Annotated in this window: 15 protein-coding genes and 1 pseudogene; 5 read left to right on the top strand and 11 right to left on the bottom strand. The window is 63.5% G+C overall.

From position 1 onward, the window contains the following. Nucleotide 1: 1 nt before the first annotated feature. Together ETC07_RS05135 and ETC07_RS05130 are read right to left on the bottom strand one after the other, a co-directional pair. On the bottom strand, nucleotides 2–1,132 hold the full coding sequence (locus tag ETC07_RS05135; protein ID WP_136247434.1) for a substrate-binding domain-containing protein: 1,131 nt from the start codon (nucleotides 1,130–1,132) through the stop codon (nucleotides 2–4). Nucleotides 1,133–1,301: 169 nt separating this feature from the next. Continuing rightward, nucleotides 1,302–1,919, bottom strand: coding sequence for a LysE/ArgO family amino acid transporter (locus tag ETC07_RS05130; RefSeq protein WP_136247433.1), 618 nt, complete (start codon nucleotides 1,917–1,919; stop codon nucleotides 1,302–1,304). A 128-nt stretch (nucleotides 1,920–2,047) separates the two neighbouring features. Between ETC07_RS05130 and ETC07_RS05125 the strand changes: the two genes are divergently transcribed. Together ETC07_RS05125 and ETC07_RS05120 are read left to right on the top strand one after the other, a co-directional pair. Beyond that, on the top strand, nucleotides 2,048–2,917 hold the full coding sequence (locus tag ETC07_RS05125) for a LysR family transcriptional regulator ArgP (RefSeq protein WP_136247432.1): 870 nt from the start codon (nucleotides 2,048–2,050) through the stop codon (nucleotides 2,915–2,917). A 90-nt stretch (nucleotides 2,918–3,007) separates the two neighbouring features. Then, entirely contained in the window at nucleotides 3,008–3,328 is a 321-nt protein-coding gene (locus ETC07_RS05120) for a hypothetical protein (protein WP_136247431.1), read from the top strand. Between the two features lie 85 nt (nucleotides 3,329–3,413). Here ETC07_RS05120 and ETC07_RS05115 read toward each other — a convergent pair whose 3' ends face one another. Further along, the gene (locus tag ETC07_RS05115) at nucleotides 3,414–4,289 is read right to left on the bottom strand and encodes a hypothetical protein (RefSeq protein WP_136247430.1); all 876 of its coding nucleotides are present in this window, start codon (nucleotides 4,287–4,289) and stop codon (nucleotides 3,414–3,416) included. 283 nt (nucleotides 4,290–4,572) lie between these two features. Between ETC07_RS05115 and ETC07_RS05110 the strand changes: the two genes are divergently transcribed. Both ETC07_RS05110 and ETC07_RS05105 read left to right on the top strand, forming a co-directional pair. Beyond that, on the top strand, nucleotides 4,573–5,460 hold the full coding sequence (locus ETC07_RS05110) for a S66 peptidase family protein (RefSeq protein ID WP_136247429.1): 888 nt from the start codon (nucleotides 4,573–4,575) through the stop codon (nucleotides 5,458–5,460). Nucleotides 5,461–5,705: 245 nt separating this feature from the next. Next, nucleotides 5,706–5,912, top strand: coding sequence for a cold-shock protein (locus tag ETC07_RS05105; RefSeq protein ID WP_136247428.1), 207 nt, complete (start codon nucleotides 5,706–5,708; stop codon nucleotides 5,910–5,912). Between the two features lie 256 nt (nucleotides 5,913–6,168). On the opposite strand, the pseudogene ETC07_RS05100 reads toward ETC07_RS05105, so the two are convergent. The 6 genes and pseudogenes from ETC07_RS05100 to bla form a co-directional block, all read right to left on the bottom strand. Next, a pseudogene (locus ETC07_RS05100) lies at nucleotides 6,169–7,183 on the bottom strand (integrase core domain-containing protein). 96 nt (nucleotides 7,184–7,279) lie between these two features. Next, nucleotides 7,280–8,200, bottom strand: a complete 921-nt coding sequence (locus ETC07_RS05095; RefSeq protein ID WP_136247427.1) for a glycosyltransferase family 2 protein — start codon at nucleotides 8,198–8,200, stop codon at nucleotides 7,280–7,282. Between the two features lie 224 nt (nucleotides 8,201–8,424). Then, nucleotides 8,425–9,699 carry a dicarboxylate/amino acid:cation symporter gene (locus ETC07_RS05090; protein ID WP_136247426.1) on the bottom strand — a complete coding sequence of 425 codons (1,275 nt, stop codon included), beginning with the start codon at nucleotides 9,697–9,699 and terminating at the stop codon, nucleotides 8,425–8,427. Nucleotides 9,700–9,771: 72 nt separating this feature from the next. Next, nucleotides 9,772–10,641, bottom strand: coding sequence for a glutathione-dependent disulfide-bond oxidoreductase (yghU, locus tag ETC07_RS05085; protein WP_136247425.1), 870 nt, complete (start codon nucleotides 10,639–10,641; stop codon nucleotides 9,772–9,774). 211 nt (nucleotides 10,642–10,852) lie between these two features. After that, nucleotides 10,853–11,701, bottom strand: coding sequence for a putative RNA methyltransferase (locus ETC07_RS05080; protein WP_136247424.1), 849 nt, complete (start codon nucleotides 11,699–11,701; stop codon nucleotides 10,853–10,855). Nucleotides 11,702–11,799: 98 nt separating this feature from the next. Then, nucleotides 11,800–12,717, bottom strand: a complete 918-nt coding sequence (gene bla / locus ETC07_RS05075; protein WP_205742508.1) for a class A beta-lactamase — start codon at nucleotides 12,715–12,717, stop codon at nucleotides 11,800–11,802. A gap of 431 nt (nucleotides 12,718–13,148) precedes the next feature. Here bla and ETC07_RS05070 point away from each other — a divergent pair, with 431 nt between their 5' ends. Beyond that, on the top strand, nucleotides 13,149–14,039 hold the full coding sequence (locus ETC07_RS05070; RefSeq protein WP_136247423.1) for a pseudouridine synthase: 891 nt from the start codon (nucleotides 13,149–13,151) through the stop codon (nucleotides 14,037–14,039). Between the two features lie 263 nt (nucleotides 14,040–14,302). Here the strand turns inward: ETC07_RS05070 and guaA are convergent, their stop codons facing one another. Both guaA and guaB read right to left on the bottom strand, forming a co-directional pair. After that, nucleotides 14,303–15,880: a glutamine-hydrolyzing GMP synthase gene (gene guaA / locus ETC07_RS05065; protein WP_136247422.1), complete on the bottom strand. Its 1,578-nt coding sequence runs from the start codon at nucleotides 15,878–15,880 to the stop codon at nucleotides 14,303–14,305. Nucleotides 15,881–15,977: 97 nt separating this feature from the next. Then, nucleotides 15,978–17,447 carry an IMP dehydrogenase gene (gene guaB / locus ETC07_RS05060; protein WP_136247421.1) on the bottom strand — a complete coding sequence of 490 codons (1,470 nt, stop codon included), beginning with the start codon at nucleotides 17,445–17,447 and terminating at the stop codon, nucleotides 15,978–15,980. Between the last annotated feature and the right edge of the window lie 87 nt (nucleotides 17,448–17,534).

Raw genomic sequence — 17,534 nt, 5'->3', positions numbered from 1 at the left:
GTCATTCGCCCTCTTCGCGGCCGCTCAGCCGGAAGGCCCGACGTTCCAGCTCGGCGATCGCCTGCGGCGGCGTGTCCCGGCTCACCCTGACGATCTCGCCGGCGAAGATCGCCGGTACCCGGGAGGCCTGGCCAAGCATGACCATGCGCATCGCCTCGGCCATGGCCACGCCGTTGTCGTCGTTGATGCGCATGGCGGTCACGTCCAGGTCGCCAGCCCGCAGGGCCTCAAGCTCCGCCTCGCCGCCGCCCCAGCCATTGATCAGCACATCCGTACGCTGCTTCTCGCGCAGCGCGCGCAGCGCCGCCAGCGCCATATCGGTGCTGCCGGCGAAGATCATCTTCAGTTCGGGATGCCGCTCCAGGGTCCTCAGGGTCGCCCGGTAGGCCCTCTCCGGATCACCGTCGGTGTAGTAGCTGTCCACCTCCTGCAGCTCGGGGTGGCCCGCCGCCAGACGCGAAAAGGTGCCTCCGCGCATGCGGCTGACATACCCGGACGAGAAGTGCAGCATCATGTACTCGCCTCGGTAGTCGACACGCTCGAACATCCACTCGGCAATCAGACGCGTGCCCTCCACATGGTCGAAACCGACGTAGAGGAAAGGCGGATCACCCTCCCAGTCGACCAGCGGCGTGGTGATGTTCTGCAGGATCAGCCGCGGACTCCCCAACGCCAGGACCCGCTCGATCATGCGCAGATGAGGCACCGTATCCAGGGTGAAGACCAGGTAGTCGGGCCGCCATTGCAGGGCGGTGGTCAGCTGGCGCGTCTGTAGGCCCACATCTACCGTGGGTCGCGACAGGTAGACCTTCAGCTGATAGGGAAGACGTAGCGCATCGAGCCGGGCACGCATGGCGCTAAGGCTACGCTCCCAGTAGTCCGAGGTCTGGAGGGCCGGGTAGATGACGGCGATGCGAATCTCGCGCCGCGGGGGCGACGTCAGCGGCACGGCACGCCCCTCCACGCGGGAGACGAAATCCGCCATCAGCGCCTGCTGCTCGGGATATCGTTCGATGTAGTCATCGACGCGTATCACATCGTTCGGTGCCCCGGCCGCCCCACCCGACAAGGCCACCATCCATACCCCCAGCACCAGCCCGGCGAGCCGGACGATCGGTTGGCATCCGGCCATCTGCGATCCTTTTTCGTTAGCCTAACCACCCTTCACCCGGCGCGCTTCGAAGGGGCCCTTCGTCACTGTAGCCTACCGTCAAGGCAAATGGCGAAGCGACGCGCCCGATACACGCCCCATCTCGGGGAAGGTCGCCGCATGCATGACCGCCGGCGGGGCAGGGGCAGGATCAGGCCATGGCCGCCGGCGGGGCCATCGCCAGTTGCCAGGCGATGCCGGCCATCATCATGCCGATGGCGCCATCGATGCACCGCCAGGCCAGTGGCCGCGACAACCACGGCGAGAGCAACGCCCCACCCCAGGCCAACAGGCTGAACCACAGGATGGAGGCGCTGCCGGCCCCGACCACGAAGCCCACGGCGCTGTCTTGTTGGGCACCGATGGAAGGAATCAGCAACAGGGTGTCGAGATAGACCTGGGGATTGAGCACCGTGACCGCCAGCGTCGCCAGCAGCACCCGGGCGACCCCCACGTCACGGGTCGCGTCCACCGTCAGGCCTCCCCGCCCGGCAGCGGCCCGGTACAGCGCCTGGAGAGCCAACCAGCCGAGGAAGGCCACGCCCAACCAGCGCAGGACCATCAGGGTGCCGGGGAACGCCAGCAGCAGCGTGCTCATGCCGAACATGCCTGCCGTCAGCAGCAGCATGTCGGTGCTCATGCAGACCCCGGCGGACCACCAGTGGTAGCGGCGCTGCACGGCGAGTCCCAGTACATAGGCATTCTGGGCTCCGATGGCGACGATGATGCCACCGCATACCACCAGCCCGGCCAGATAACTCTCCAGCATCGATCCTCCTGATCCGTTCCACGCTTCAACACAGGGCACCGAGTCGTCCCGGGCCGTCGGAAGCGCCAGAGTAGCCTCGCTCCGCTATACTGGAAAATCATAGTCCTAATAACGCATCAATTTTTCTTATGATTGATTATAAGCTGCTAGAAGCCCTCGCCACGGTGATCGAGAACCATGGCTTCGAACGCGCCGGCGCGGCCCTCGGGCTCTCGCAATCGGCGGTTTCCCAGCGCATCAAGGCGCTGGAGATTCGCCTCGGCCAGCCGGTGCTGATTCGCCACCCCCGCCTGTCGCCTACCCCGGCGGGCCGGCAACTGCTCAACCACTTCCAGCAGGTGCAGCTGCTCGAGCGCGACCTGCGTACCGCACTGCCGACCCTGGACAGCGCTGCGCCCCGGCTGCGCATCGCCATCAATGCCGACAGCCTGGCCACCTGGTGGGCCGAACTCGTCGCCGAACTGTGCCGCGAGGAGGGCCTGCTGCTCGACCTGGTAGTCGAGGACCAGGACGTCGGCCTCAAGCGACTGCGCGATGGCGAGGTGGCGGCCTGCCTGTGCGCCAGCGACCAGCCGATCGCCGGCGCACGCTGCCTGCCGCTGGGCACCATGGCCTACCATCCCTATGCCACGCCGGCCTACATCGACCGCTACTTCCCCGACGGCCCCAGCGACACGGCCTTCCGCCACGCCCCGGCGATCGTCTACGGGCCTCACGACCAGCTACAGCACCGCTTCCTCGCCCGGTGCGGCTACCACGGCCCCTTCCCCTATCACCTCTGCCCCTCGTCGGAGGGCTTCGTGCGCCTGGCTACCGCAGGCATCGGCTACGGCATGATGCCTCGCCGCCAGGTCGCCGAGCTGGAAGACGCCGGACGGCTCGCCAGCCTGGCGCCCTCTCACTGCCTCGAGGTGCCGCTTTACTGGCATTTCTGGCGCCACAGCGGCGCCTTGCTGGAGCGGCTGACGAGCGCGCTGAGCGAGGTACGACTAACCTGAATCAGACGGCGCCACGCGCAGAGCCAGGCGCCCCACCGACGGAGATGGCCTCACGATCGATCCGGCATTCCAAGCCGACAGGAGGTTCACATGAAGGTCTACAAGCCCGAATGGCGTTGCACCCTCTGCGTGACCGAAGGCGCGGAAACATCGGCCCGCTGGACGACTCGGCTCGCCTGGCGGATACGCCGGCTGGCCGACCGCCTGGATGGCCACGGCAGGACGATCAGGCTCGATTGTCAGACCGAGCCGAGGCTCAGCCGAGAAGACATCGACGCCTGCCTCGGCAAGGGCTTCATCATGGCCCAGGGACTACTGACCGAGCTCACCCACCAGGCCGCCTGCGAGGACATCATGCGCGATGCCCAGGCGGAACTCTTCGAGCAGACCTCTCTCGGCCCCAGGGCCTGACGCCGGGGTGCGCGCGTCGCACGACGCGTCGACGTGTGACGCGATCACGACCCGATGCCCCGTGATAGCCACGGGGCGTCGTCCATCAAAGGGTGCAATAGTCTTCCGCCTTGTAGCGCCCTTCGATCTCGTACTCCGTGCGAGGCGCCAGCATGAACTCGCTGACCCCATGGGGAGACTCGCCCTCCTCGACGCCCCAGTCATAGGTCCAGCCCTCGCGGGTCCAGGGGGCCCCCTCGGCGCTATAGGCGCTGCCCACGTTGTCGGTGAACCAGGCGGCATAGGCCTCGCGCTTCAGGTCGGGCACGCCGAGGGACTCGGGTAGCTCGACGCGGCAGGCATGGCCTTCGGTCCCCGGATCGGCACAGGGCCGCATCAGGCGCTCCGGCTCTACCCATAGGGTGACGAAGCGATCGTTCAGCGCGTAGGGCGGCAAGCCGAGCCGCTGCGAGATGCGCTGGTAACCGGCCGCGCGCTGCTGCGGGTCGTCGGACGACCAGTCGAGCCCCGAGCACCATTGCTTCAGCTCAGGCGCCAGAGTCACCCAGACCACCGGCTTGCCGGGCGGCGTGGTGCCGCTTTCCGCCGTGTAGAACTGGTCGACGGTCTGTTGGTTCGACCACAGCGCGACCCGTACACGCTCGCCTCGCCGCACCACCTCGTCGGCATCATAGGGGCTGCGCAGGGTCGGCGCCGGCGCTTGATCGTCATCGAACACCGCGGCTTCCTTCAGCGCCTCGGAATAGTCACGCCCGAGGCCTTCACACTCTGCCGCGATATCGGCCGCCAGGGCCTGCCCTCCGGGCGTCTGTGGTTGCGCCTCGGCGAGTCGTTGCCGAGTCACGTCACAGACCTCGGCGGCGAGCGGATCTTGCGGTGCCGCGGCAGCCGACAGACCCACCCCCGCGCTGAGCCACAGGGAGAGTACGGATGCACCAATCAGAGCGCTGCGGAGTTTCATCCTTGAAGTGTCCTCTTGTCATGATATGGGCCTGCCTGGCAGCGGTACGCGTCTCGGCCCTCGACGGAGATCGGCTCGCTTCTGATACAGGGCAGGCACCACAACATTAGCAAATAGCGATATTTCGACAACGTCGGCGACGCCGCCTGCGGCGCTGCTCCTCCCCGGATGACCCACCACGACTTCCTCCCGTACTCTCGACATGGCTGACGGCCTTGGCGTGACAGCCAGTCGTTTCCCGTCGACAATGCCGGCCTGCGCCCATCGCTCAACGAGGACCACCATGCCGCTCGCCGTCAGCCTCATCGCGCCATCGTCCGCCACCGACCCCGAGGCCATCGCCGCGGGCATTCGTGGCCTGGAGGCTCTCGGCGTCGAGGTGCGCTGCGACGAGCCCTTGCAAGCGCCTCATCGCTACCTGGCCGGCAGCCGCGAGCACCGGCTGTCCCGGCTGCATGCCGCCTTCGACGACCCCGCGACTCAGGCGGTATGGGCGGTGCGCGGCGGTTACGGGGCCGCCCAGCTCATCGAGGGCATCGACTGGACACGCCTGGCCCGAGCGCCCAAGCCACTGGTCGGCTACTCCGACGTCACCGTGCTGCTCGACCACTGCCATCGCCACGGCCTCCCGGCCATCCATGGGCCGGTGGCCAAGGCCGCCGGCGAGCTGTTCACCGGCGGCACCGACACCCGCGCGGTCGTGCGTCGCCAACTGGAAGAGACCCTGGCCCTGATCGCCGGACCGACGCCGCTCGACTACCCACTGACGGCCTACGCCGACGCCCCCGCCACGCTCGACGGGCCGGTGGTCGGCGGCAACCTGGCCACTCTCGCCAGCCTGGTCGGCACGCCCGCCGGCTTTCGGGCCCCGCCCGGCGCGCTGGTGATCCTCGAGGACGTGGGGGAGGCCTACTATCGACTGGAGCGCACCCTCTGGCAGTTGGTGCACGGCGGCGCCCTGGACCAAGCCGCCGCGGTGTGCCTGGGCACCTTCGAGGGCTGCACGCCCTATGGTGACACCCCACTGGAGGAGATCGTCGCCGAAACCTTGGCCGCGCGCGGCCTGCCGCTGTATACCGGCCTGCCGAGCGGCCATGGCCTGCACAACCGACCCTGGCGCTATGGCGCTCACGGACGGATCGCCCATGGACGCCTCAGCATCGCGGCCTGATCCCGACACCCGGGGCCTGTGCGAGGCACCGAGCCCCGCACAGGCCCACGACCATGCATCGTCGAAAGCCTTTGACCCTCACGACCAGACGTGTCACTGTAGCGGTAGTTGGTGAACAAGCAGCATGGTTCCAGAAGCATTCGATTCTTTTCGACCGCCTGTGATTGTATTTCTTGTTGTACCCGCTACTGATCCTGGGTAATACCAGAAACTTTACTAGGCGCTAAGCGCGAGAGGATTTTTTCATGGCTACTGGCACCGTCAAGTGGTTCAACGATTCCAAAGGTTTCGGCTTCATTTCTCCGGCCGATGGTAGCGACGACGTGTTCGCTCACTTCTCCGAGATCCAAGCCGAAGGCTTCAAGTCCCTGCAAGAAGGTCAGAACGTCTCCTTCGACGTGACCCAGGGCAAGAAAGGCCTCCAGGCCTCCAACATCAAGGCTCTCGATTGATCTAAGCGATCACGAGAACTTGCGAGCCTTATCGGCTCACTGATCAGGGCCCGCTTCGCGGGCCCTGATTCGTTGTACCCTGCCCCACAACCTCTCCCCTTTTCTCCTTTCGCGTCACACCCGGCCCTTAGGCCTTTTCTGAAAAGTCGGCGAGCGAATGCCAGGCAAGGCAAAAATCGGCGAAAAGACGGAGTTTACGGGGTGTAAATGAGGTCTTTGAGTCGTTTTTTAACGCCGTATGGCCGAGCGCAGCCAGTTATCTGTCGGGTCCCGTGTGATCAACCACCCGCTTGGTAAATAACTCAGGGCGTTTGCTCTGCCATTCCTTCATCACCGCAATCGGTGATTGGTGGTGCAGCGCTTGCTGTGGAATGTGATGATTGTACAGCCAGGTGTAGCGTTTGAGCGTCTGCTCCAGGTCCTCGCCTGAGGCGTAACGCCGAGTCGCCAGCACGTCGCTGATACGGCCGTTAAAGCGCTCCACCATGCCGTTCGTCTGCGGCCTTCCCGGCTTGATCAGGCGATACTCGATGCCATCGGCTTGGCACTCCTGGTCGAATTGATGGTTCCCGCTGGGCTTACGCTCACCGGCCCGAGTGAAGCGATCGGTAAAGGATTTTCCGCTGTCTGTCAGCACCGTCTGGGTTTCGAAGGGTGCCTTCTCCTCCACCTGTTTCATGAACACACGGGCATCCTTGGCGGACTGACTGCGCCGTCCCCCCAGGTAGACCCAGCGCGTGGCACGGTCGATGGCGACGTACAGGTAGTGCTTCTGCTGTTCGTCAGGCGTCTGAGGCAAGTGTTTGATGTCGATGTGCAGGAAGCCTGGTTCGTCGCCCTTGAAGGGCTTGTGCCGAGGTTTCTCACCCCCGCCGGCGGACCTGCCGTGCCAGCTCTGCCAGTATCGGCACGCACGTCGCGGCGCTTGAGCATGCGATGCAGCCCGGAACGTGACAAGTGGGGATTCAGGAATTCACGCGCTACGACGAGAAGATCATCCAGGCCTAAGCGAATAAATTCGCGAGCCGCGATCAGCACCTCTTCTTGCTCGGTCGTGAGCGTGGCCAGCAGATTGTGCCGCGTGCGTGGTCGGTCATGGACATCGTCACGGTATCGCCAGCGCCGGATAATCGCAGTAGTGACGCCATATTGGCGGGCCAGCTCGCTATCCGTCGGGCCAGCTCGCTATCCGAGATGCTGGAGGTCGCTGATTGGATCTCGGCACGGATCTTCGGTCTCGTGGTGGCCTGCTTATGCAGCTTGATGTCCATGAACCTGCTCCCGGATGAAATTGCTGAAGCAGCTCTCTGGCTGCTAGCAGAGAATAATTTCTATAGGCGAGGTGATCATCCGGGGCTCTACACCTATCAACTATAAGTCATAGCCTTAAAAAACCTTAACACTCCCCGTAAAGCAGTCTTTGTTTTTTTGTTTTTAACTGACAACATCAGCACCCTCGACATTAGACTAAAGGGGATCCTGCACTCACTATTATACAAAAGCCCAAGCTTCTTATATGAACTAACAAGCTCCAGCTTCTCTATCTCTCTGGGAGAAAGATGCCCCTTTAGTTCGCCCTCCTTCCTTTCCACCACCTCATATATTTCATTTATCTCTTTGGATGAAAACTTTTTCTTTGACAGCCTGAAGCCAGAGTGTACCCTATAATTAAATAGAGGCTTTCCTACAGAACCTAACCTCCACCCTTTAACCAGCGCACTGGCGACCAACATCCTATCCTCTCGGTAAGATAAATTAACGTCAAACCCCCCAGTGTCAAAGAAAACATCTCTCTTAAACATAATGGCAGGGGCATGTGGGGACGCCTTTTTAAAGAGGAAATCTTGGACACACTCAAGCTTTGGCTGTATTGCACTACGACATTCAACCTCACCTTCTGAGTCAAATCTATCGAACGAACAAACACTTACATCCAAACACCTGTCCTGCATCTCCTTAAGCTGAACTTCAACCTTATAAGAATAATAAACATCATCATCATCGAGGAATGTTATATATTCCCCACTAGACTCATGAGCACCTTTATTTCTCGTGGAAGATACGCCGATATTGACTTTGTTTGGAATATATCTAACACGACCACCTACAAAGCGAGATAATTTATTCTGCGTCTCCACCTGATCCTTAGTATCGACACCATTATCATCCACCAGTATTAACTCTATATTACTATAGGTTTGATTAACAACACTTTCGATTGCCTCTTCGACAAATTCAGGCCTCCCATGGAGAGGCATTATAACTGAAACCAAAGGATTTTTAATCATTATTCATTACCTTCTGACAATAACTCTTTACTATATGATTAATACAATGGAATCATATCCCCATCGACCATAACATTGACCTGCCGGGCCCCGTGTGATTAACCACCCGTTTGGCAAATAATTCAGGACGTTTGCTCTGCCATTCCTTCAGGCATCATCGCTGGCCAATGCCCGGGCGACGCGCACCACGCCACCCAGGCCGATCGACCCGCTCATGCCCCGGGTCAGTCTTCTGCAACCGGCTGCGCATCGGTGTCGACGCGCTCCTCGACGCGCTCGCCCTCGCTGCGGCCGATCAGCGCGCTACCGACCAGGTCCCCGGTGACATTGAGCGCCGTGCAGCCCATGCCGACCAGGGCATCGATGGCGGTCAGCAGCGCCACCGCTTCGATGGGCAGCCCCACCTGGGAAAACACCGTGGCGATCATCACGATACCGGCGCCGGGCACCCCGGCGGTCCCCACCGAGATCAGCGTCCCCACCGCCACGATCTGCAGCATGCTGGCGAAGTCCAGCGACGCGCCGGCCACGTTGGCGGCGAACACCGCCGAGATGGCGATGCGGATCGCCGCGCCGTCCATGTTCAGCGTCGCCCCCAGCGGCAGGCTGAAGCCGTAGAGACCACGCGGCAGCCCCAGGCGGCGGGCGGCGTCGAGCGTCAGCGGCAGGGTACCGGAGCTGCTCTGGGTGGCGAAGGCCGTGGCCATAGGTGTGCGCGCCTCGCGGAAGAAGGCGCGTATCGGCACCCCGAAGCCCTTGAGCAGGCCAAGATAGACCAGCAGATGAACGCCCAGCGCTACATAGAGCACCACCACCATGTCGCCGAGCGACAGCAGAGTCTCGAGACCCTGCTCGGCCACCGTGCCGGCGACGATGGCGAACACCCCGAGCGGCACCACGTGCAGGATGCCGCTCATCACCTTGAGGGTCGCCGCATTGAGCGCCTCGACCAGGCCATGCAGCCGCTCGCCCAGCTCGCCATGGCTCTCGGACTGGCGCAACCGGGCGATGGCCAGGCCGAACACCATGGCGGTGAAGATGATGCCGAGAAGGTTCTGCTCGGCGAAGGCCCCCACGATGTTGGTCGGCACGATGCCAAGCAGCACCGAGAGGATGCCGGGGTTATCGGGCACCGACACCGAGGCGGCGCCCTCGAGCGACATGCCCTCCCCTGGGGAAAGCAGGGTCGCCACCGCGAGGCCCACGGCGATCGCCAGCGCCGACGTCGCCAGGTAATAGAGAAACACCTTACGACCGATGCGGCCCAGGCTACCGTCACGCCCCTGATTGATGCCCGACATCAGGGTAAACAACACGATGGGCAGGATGATGAACTTCAACAGCCGCATCAAAAGCTCGCCCAGCGGAGCCAGCGCCTCGCCGACGGCCGGCCCGCCAAGCAAGCCGACCACGGCGCCCAGCACCAAGGCAAGGGTCACCCGCAGGATCAGCGAGGCATCGCGATAGCCGCGCCACAGGGGCATCAGGGGAGTGGACATGTGGACCTCTTGGAAACAGATAAGCGCCGCGGACCATAGGCCCACGGCGCTCGATGTGCAAAGACCAGATGGTTAGGAGCTTATAACATCCTGCGTCTTGTGCTCGAAATCGCTGGCATCGTGACGCTCATGCAGCTGCATGGCCGGCTCGCCGAAGGTGCGGTTGACCATGCGGCCGCGCTGTACCGCCGGGCGGGCGTCGATCGCCTTGGCCCAGCGCATCACATGCTCGTACTCCTGTACCTGCAGGAACTCCGCGGCATCGTAAAGGCGACCCAGCACCAGCTGCCCGTACCAGGGCCAGGCGGCCATGTCGGCGATGGAGTAGTCGTCACCGGCCAGATACGTCGACTCGGCCAGGTGGTGATTCAGCACGTCCAGCTGGCGCTTGGTCTCCATGGCGTAGCGATCGATGGGATACTCCAGCTTCTCCGGCGCATAGGCATAGAAATGCCCGAAGCCACCGCCGACGAAGGGCGCGCTGCCCATCTGCCAGAACAACCAGTTCATGGCCTCGGTACGACCGACGAAGTCGTCCGGCAGGAACGCATCGAAGCGTTCGGCCAGATAAAGCAGGATCGAGCCGGACTCGAACACCCGGATCGGCTCGTCCGGACCATGATCGACCAGAGCCGGAATCTTGGAGTTGGGATTGGCCTCCACGAAGCCGCTGCCGAACTGGTCGCCATCGCCGATACGGATCGGCCAGGCATCGTATTCGGCCTCCTGATACCCCAGCGCCAGCAGCTCCTCTAGCATCATCGTGACCTTCACGCCATTGGGCGTGGCCAGCGAATACAGTTGGAAGGGGTGCTCGCCGACCGGCAGCGGCTGTTCGTGGGTCGGCCCGGCGATAGGCCGGTTGACGCTGGCGAAACTACCGCCGCTGGCCTTCTCCCAGGTCCAGACCTTCGGCGGGGTGTAGTCATTGCCTTGGCTCATGCGGCCTCCTCGATGGCAGATGGTGTGACTCACCCTAGCACGTGGGGGCACGTTAGCGCGCTATCAACATCCATCGTTCGAGGATCGCGACGAGGCCTTATCCACGAAGCGTACGCCTCGACCCTCGCTCCCGACTCTCACCCATGCCCCGGAAACACTCCCTGGCCAACGAGACCGGCCGCTGATGCGGCGCCGGCGGACCGTTGTCGCCTCAGGCGCGACGCAGGCGCGTCAGCCGTATCTCCACGGTGAGCGCCAGTGATGTCAGCGCCGCCCCCCGCGCCCGACCTTCGGCGCTGGCGCGATGCAGGTGCGGCGTCATCGCCAGCAGGTCACCGATCGGCTCGCTCCCATCGAGCTCGATGGCGTAGCGCAGCGTCTCGCCGGAATGCCGTATGAAGCCCTCGGGCACGCCACCGTCATCGTCACGCGCCGGCTTCACGCTCGGGTAGATGATCTCGCGTAGCTCACGCAGGTGATCCGGCCCGGCCTCGACCATCAGCAGCTCGCCGCCGGGCTTGAGCACCCGGGCGAACTCCGGATAGACGGGAAACCCGAACAGACACAGCACGCGGTCGAGGCTGCCCGGCTGCACCGGCAGATGGGCGTTGGTGCCCACCGCCCAGGTGGCGGCCTGCTGCTGCTTGGCGGCGGCCAGCATCGCCCACTTGGAGATATCCACGCCCAGCAGGGAAAGCGCCGGCGCCTCGCGCTCGCTCGCGGCTTCGGCCAGCGCACGCAGGTAATAGCCTTCGCCGCAGCCGGCGTCGAGGCAATGCAGTACATCGTCGGCGGATGCCTCGGCCAGCACGGCACGACCCACCGCCTCGGCGATGGGCCGATAATGCCCGGCCTCGAGGAAGCGCCGCCGCGCCGCCACCATTTCCTTGCTGTCGCCGGGGTCACGGGAGCGCTTGTGCTGCACCGGCAGCAGGTGCACGTAGCCCTGCTTGGCGATATCGAAGCTGTGGCCGGCTTCGCACCGCCAGACGCTATCGCGGCGCGCCAGCGGTTCGCCGTCCAACGGGCAGGCCAGCGCCTCGAACGATGTGGTGCTCATGGGTCGCCCATCCTCTTCCGGTGCGGCGTTCAGGGTTCACGACATGTCGCGGTTGTCATGGCTGCGGCACGAACTCGATGCCACGCCGCAGGGCGGCATTATACGCGGGCGGCCAGCCGGCCGATGGTGGCGATGGTCTCGTCGCGCTGCCCCCCGGTCGCACCGGGCATCTTGGTATAGGCGACGGCGACTACCGCACCGCGATCGCCCGGCCAGGCGATACCGACATCGCTGGCATTGCCCTCGCCGTTGGTGCCGGTCTTCTCACCGACCAGCCACGACGCCGGCATGCCGGCGCGCAGCCGAGCGTCACCGGTCTTGCCCTCGATCATCCACGCCGCGAGCTGGTGCCGCGAGGACGGCGCCAGGGCATCGCCGAGCATCAGGGTGCGTAGCGTCGCCATCATGGCCAGTGGGGTCGTGGTGTCCCGCTCATCACCCTCGCGGTCGTGGGTGTTCAGGTCGGGCTCGACGCGATCCAGCCGGGTAGTGTCATCGCCGATGGAACGCAGGTAGGCGGTAACCGCCGCCGGCCCGCCGACGCTCTCGATCAGCGCGTTCGCCGCCGCGTTGTCGCTCCAGGCCACCGCCGCCTGGCACAGCTCGGCGACCGTCAGGCCGGGCTCGCCCAAGCGCTTTTCCGTCACCGGCGTCCAGCCGACGAGATCGCCCTCCTCGATCACGATCCGGCGCTCGAGCGTCTCACGGCCCTCGTCCACCCGGGCCAGCACCGCCGCGGCGATGAAGAACTTGCAGGTACTGTTAAACAGGAAACGTTCGTGGCCGCGATGACTCGCCACCGCACCGGTGGCGACGTTCATCAGCGCCACGCCAACGCGATCGTCGGCCGAACGCTCCAGCTCCCCCAATGGCCGCTCGAGATCAGAGGTGGCAGCGGAAGTGGGCGAGGCCGAGGTGGCGGCGAACGCCGGCTGGCCCGCGGCGAGCATGGCACCGGCGGCGGTCATGGTCCCGAGGACCTGGCGGCGTGAGAGGTTCGGCATGGAGGGAGGCACTTCAGGGCTCCTGAACAAGATAAGCGGAATCGGATAGAGCAGAATAGCCGGACGCGCAGACGTGAGGCAAAAAAGAACCCGCCGGTGGGCGGGTTCGGGGGGATGCATCATAGGGTGGCCAGGGCGTTCGGATCGAGCCCCACTGCCAGAAGATTGGCTGCATCACTCAGCCCTATCATGCCTAGCCCGACATGGATTCTTCTCTCGGTTACACTAGGCTGTGTCTGAAAAGTCGACGAGCGAAGGCCAGACAAGGCAAAAATCGGCGAAAGAGCGAAGTTTACGGGGTGTAAATGAGCATCTTGAGCCGATTTTTAACGCCGTATGGACGAGCGCAGTACTTTTCAGACATTGCCTAGCGCGACCGCCTAGCGGGTGAGATTTTCTCACCACTTGTTCACCCAGCCCCTTCCCGACCTATGATGCATTCCATGTCTATTTCCGCACGCCCTTCGAAGCTGAGCCTGCCTCAGGTCAATCCCGGTGTGTCGACGGTGCTGGAGTATCTGCTGCTCAAATTTCCGGCCATCGGTGAGGCGACATGGCGTGAGCGCATGGCCACCGGCAAGGTGCATCGCGATGACGGCTCCTGGATTACGCCGGCGTCGCCCTTCAAGCCACATCTTCGCGTGTTCTATTACCGCGAAGTGGCAAACGAGCCTAGCATTCCCTTCGCAGAGAAGACTGTCTATCGAGATGAGCACATTCTGGTGGCCTACAAACCGCACTTTCTGCCCGTCACGCCCGGCGGACGCTACGTGAACGAGTGTCTGCAGCAGCGCCTGCGCAAAAGCACGGGCATCGAGGCGCTGCAGGCGGTGCATCGCCTCGATAGAGTCACGGCAGGACTGGTGCTGTGCTCCCTCAATCCCGAGACCCGCGCGCCGTATCATCAGCTGTTCAAGTCACGACATATCCACAAGACCTATCAGGCCATCGCCGAGATAGACGGCGATACATCATTGGTGGGTCAGCAGTGGGACGTAAAGAATCGCATCGAGCCAAGCGAGCAGCGCTTTCGCATGCGGGTCAGCGAGGGCGATGCCAACAGCCACTCGGTGATCCGCTGCGTGCAGCAGACCGACACGCAGGCGCTGTTCGAATTGCATCCCGTCAGCGGGCGCCGCCACCAATTGCGCCTGCACATGCAGTCACTCGGCTGGCCGATCCTGAATGACCGTTACTACCCGATACTGCAGCCGCTCTCGCCGGATGACTATACGCGCCCCTTGCAGCTGCTCTCCAAGGGCTTCGAGTTCATTGACCCCGTGACACATGAGCCCAGGTGCATTGAATACGATGGCGGCCTGGAGCTTAAATAGCGCGGCGCCATCACTTCCTTTTTTTGCTCTACGCAGCGCGTCTTGAGCCGGACCACCATGCTTATCTCGGCTATTGCATGTTGAGCTAAACGACGCCGGATTTTCCGCACTATGGGAGCATCCCACCGGTAGCTACCACTCACACGAAAAAGCCCTTCCGGTCCGATGGCCAGAAGGGCTTTTTTGCACACGCGGCGCTCAGCTCATGTCATTGAGGTGCAACCGGCGCTGCGTCAACTCAGCGAGGAGAGATCGTCAGGCGATCACTCCCACTCAATCGTCGCGGGCGGCTTGCTGCTCACGTCGTAGGTGACGCGGGAGACGCCGGAGAGCTCATTGATGATGCGGTTGGAGACCTTCTCCAGCAGCTCGTAGGGCAGGTGGGCCCAGCGGGCGGTCATGAAGTCGATGGTCTCGACGGCGCGCAGGGCGATGACCCACTCGTAGCGACGACCGTCGCCGACCACGCCGACCGACTTCACCGGCAGGAACACCGCGAAGGCCTGGCTGGTCTTGTGATACCAGCCGGCATTGTGCAGCTCTTCGATGAAGATGGCATCGGCCTCGCGCAGGATGTCGGCGTATTCCTTCTTCACCTCGCCGAGGATGCGCACGCCCAGGCCCGGCCCCGGGAAGGGATGACGGTAGACCATGTCGTAGGGCAGGCCGAGCTCGACGCCCAGCTTGCGCACCTCGTCCTTGAACAACTCGCGCAACGGTTCGACCAGCTTGAGTTTCATGGTCTCGGGCAGGCCACCCACGTTGTGGTGCGACTTGATGACATGCGCCTTGCCGGTCTTGGCGGCGGCCGATTCGATCACGTCCGGGTAGATGGTGCCTTGGGCGAGGAAATCGACGCCCTCGATCTTGGCGGCCTGGTCGTCGAAGACATCGATGAAGGTGTTGCCGATGATCTTGCGCTTGGCCTCGGGGTCGTCGACGCCCTCGAGCTTGCCGAGGAACAGGTCTTCGGCGTCGGAGCGGATGACCCGCACACCCATATGCCGCGAAAAGGTCTCCATCACCTGTTCGCCTTCGTTCTTGCGCAGCAGGCCATTGTCGACGAACACGCAGGTCAGTTGATCGCCGATGGCCTTGTGCAGCAGCGCCGCCACCACCGAGGAGTCGACGCCACCGGAGAGGCCGAGCAACACGTGGCGATCGCCGACCTGCTCGCGCACGCGGGCGATCTGGTCCTCGATGATCTTGGCCGGGGTCCAGTTGCGTTCGCTGCCGCAGATATCCAGCACGAAGTGCTCGAGGATGCGCTGCCCCTGCAGAGTATGGGTCACCTCGGGATGGAACTGCACGCCGAAGAAACACTTCTCTTCCCAGGCCATGGCGGCGACCGGGCAGCTCGGGGTCGAGGCGGTCACACTGAACTCGGCCGGTACCTGAGCCACCTTGTCGCCGTGGCTCATCCACACGTCGAGCAGGCGCTTGCCGGTCTCGCCATCGATGTGGTCGGCAATATCCTTGAACAGTGCAGTCTCGCCATCCAGGCGAATCTGGGCATAGCCGAACTCACGCTTGTTGGAGCCTTCCACGGCGCCACCGAGCTGCTCGGCCATGGTCTGCATGCCATAGCAGATACCCAGCACCGGCAGGCCCATCTCGAACACACACTGCGGCGCGCGGGGAGAGTCCAGCTCGGTGACGGACTCCGGGCCGCCGGCGAGAATGATGCCGTTGGGGGCGTACTCGCGGATCTCCTCCTCGGTGATATCGAAGGCGCGAACCTCGGAGTAGACGCCGATCTCGCGCACTCGGCGGGCGATCAGCTGAGTGTACTGGGAGCCGAAGTCGAGGATCAGGATCTTGTGGGCGTGGATGTCGGTCATCTGGCCTTTCCTTTGAGAAGCAAAAGGGCCGAAAACACGAAAGCTGGAAGCGGCCTAGGGCCCACTTCCAGCTTCCGGCTTACGGCGTCAAGCTGGGTTAACCCGCGCGGTAGTTCGGGGCTTCCTTGGTGATCTGTACGTCATGGACATGGGACTCGTTGAAGCCGGCGCCGGTGATCTTCACGAACTCCGGCTTGGTGCGCATCTCTTCGATGTTGGCGCAGCCGGTGTAACCCATGGAGGCGCGCAGGCCGCCCATCATTTGGTGGACGATGGCGCCCATCAGGCCCTTGTAGGGCACACGGCCTTCGATGCCCTCCGGCACCAGCTTCTCGACGCCGGCTTCCTTGTCCTGGAAGTAGCGGTCGCTGGAACCCTGGGTCTGAGACATGGCCCCCATGGACCCCATGCCACGGTAGGCCTTGTAGGTACGGCCCTGGTAGAGCTCGACCTCGCCCGGCGCCTCCTCGGTACCGGCCAGCAGGCCGCCCACCATCACCGCGCTGGCGCCGGCCGCCATGGCCTTGGCCAGGTCGCCGGAGAAACGCACGCCGCCATCGGCGATCAGCGGAATATCGTAGGGTGCCAGCGCCTCGGCGACGTTGGAGACGGCGGTGATCTGCGGCACGCCAACGCCTGCCACCACGCGGGTGGTGCAGATGGAGCCGGGGCCGATGCCGACCTTGACGCCATCGGCACCGGCCTCGGCCAGCGCCCTGGCCGCCTCGGCGGTCGCGATGTTGCCGCCGATCACCTGAATCTTCGGGAAGTGCTTCTTGACCCAGGCCACGCGCTCGATCACACCACGGGAATGCCCATGAGCGGTATCGACGATCACCGCATCGACACCGGCCTCGGCCAGCGCGGCGACGCGGTCCGGCGTCTCGGGGCCGGTGCCGACGGCGGCGCCGACTAGCAGGCGACCATCCTCATCCTTGGCGGCATACGGGAAGGTGCGCGCCTTTTCGATGTCCTGGAAGGTGACCAGGCCGCGCAGGCGGAACTCGTCGTCCACCACCAGCATCTTCTCGACACGGTGCTCCTGCATCTTGCCCTTGATGACGGAGAGATCGGTGCCTTCAGGCACGGTGATCAGATTCTCGCGGGGCGTCATGATGTCGGCCACGCTGTCGCCGTGGTTGGGCTGGAAGCGCATGTCACGTTCGGTGACGATACCTACCAAGCTCTCTCCTTCCACTACCGGGAACCCCGAGAAGCCATGTTCCTTGGCCATGGCCAGAAGATCGGCGAGCTTGGCCTTGGGCCCGACGGTGACCGGGTCCTTGACGATCACGCTCTCGTGCTTCTTGACCTTACGCACCTCGGCCGCCTGTTGGGCGATGGTGATGCTCTTGTGGATGATGCCGATGCCGCCTTCCTGTGCCATGGCGATGGCCAGGCGAGCTTCGGTCACGGTATCCATGGCAGCGGAAGCGAGGGGAATGTTGAGGTAGAGCTCACGAGTCAGGCGTGTCCGGAGGCTGACGTCCTTGGGCAGAACCTCGGAATAGCCGGGAACGAGTAATACGTCATCGAACGTAAGAGCTTCTTGGGCCATACGTAGCATAATCGGCAACACCCAGTGCGCTGGTGGGAAGGAGGGAGGTGAAGTTAATCAACCATTATAGCGGCGAGGCATGGTGCTCGGCAATCC

Origin of the sequence: Halomonas borealis (assembly GCF_004798905.1) — a bacterium.
Taxonomy (GTDB): Bacteria; Pseudomonadota; Gammaproteobacteria; order Pseudomonadales; family Halomonadaceae; genus Halomonas; species Halomonas borealis.
This window is presented reverse-complemented; position numbering and strand designations above follow the sequence as displayed.

Coding starts and splice junctions, on each gene's coding strand:
- ETC07_RS05135 (WP_136247434.1), bottom strand. CDS start 1,132: ATGGCCGGATGCCAACCGATCGTCCGGCTCGCCGGGCTGGTGCTGGGG.
- ETC07_RS05130 (WP_136247433.1), bottom strand. CDS start 1,919: ATGCTGGAGAGTTATCTGGCCGGGCTGGTGGTATGCGGTGGCATCATC.
- ETC07_RS05125 (WP_136247432.1), top strand. CDS start 2,048: ATGATTGATTATAAGCTGCTAGAAGCCCTCGCCACGGTGATCGAGAAC.
- ETC07_RS05120 (WP_136247431.1), top strand. CDS start 3,008: ATGAAGGTCTACAAGCCCGAATGGCGTTGCACCCTCTGCGTGACCGAA.
- ETC07_RS05115 (WP_136247430.1), bottom strand. CDS start 4,289: ATGAAACTCCGCAGCGCTCTGATTGGTGCATCCGTACTCTCCCTGTGG.
- ETC07_RS05110 (WP_136247429.1), top strand. CDS start 4,573: ATGCCGCTCGCCGTCAGCCTCATCGCGCCATCGTCCGCCACCGACCCC.
- ETC07_RS05105 (WP_136247428.1), top strand. CDS start 5,706: ATGGCTACTGGCACCGTCAAGTGGTTCAACGATTCCAAAGGTTTCGGC.
- ETC07_RS05095 (WP_136247427.1), bottom strand. CDS start 8,200: ATGATTAAAAATCCTTTGGTTTCAGTTATAATGCCTCTCCATGGGAGG.
- ETC07_RS05090 (WP_136247426.1), bottom strand. CDS start 9,699: ATGTCCACTCCCCTGATGCCCCTGTGGCGCGGCTATCGCGATGCCTCG.
- yghU (WP_136247425.1), bottom strand. CDS start 10,641: ATGAGCCAAGGCAATGACTACACCCCGCCGAAGGTCTGGACCTGGGAG.
- ETC07_RS05080 (WP_136247424.1), bottom strand. CDS start 11,701: ATGAGCACCACATCGTTCGAGGCGCTGGCCTGCCCGTTGGACGGCGAA.
- ETC07_RS05070 (WP_136247423.1), top strand. CDS start 13,149: ATGTCTATTTCCGCACGCCCTTCGAAGCTGAGCCTGCCTCAGGTCAAT.
- guaA (WP_136247422.1), bottom strand. CDS start 15,880: ATGACCGACATCCACGCCCACAAGATCCTGATCCTCGACTTCGGCTCC.
- guaB (WP_136247421.1), bottom strand. CDS start 17,447: ATGCTACGTATGGCCCAAGAAGCTCTTACGTTCGATGACGTATTACTC.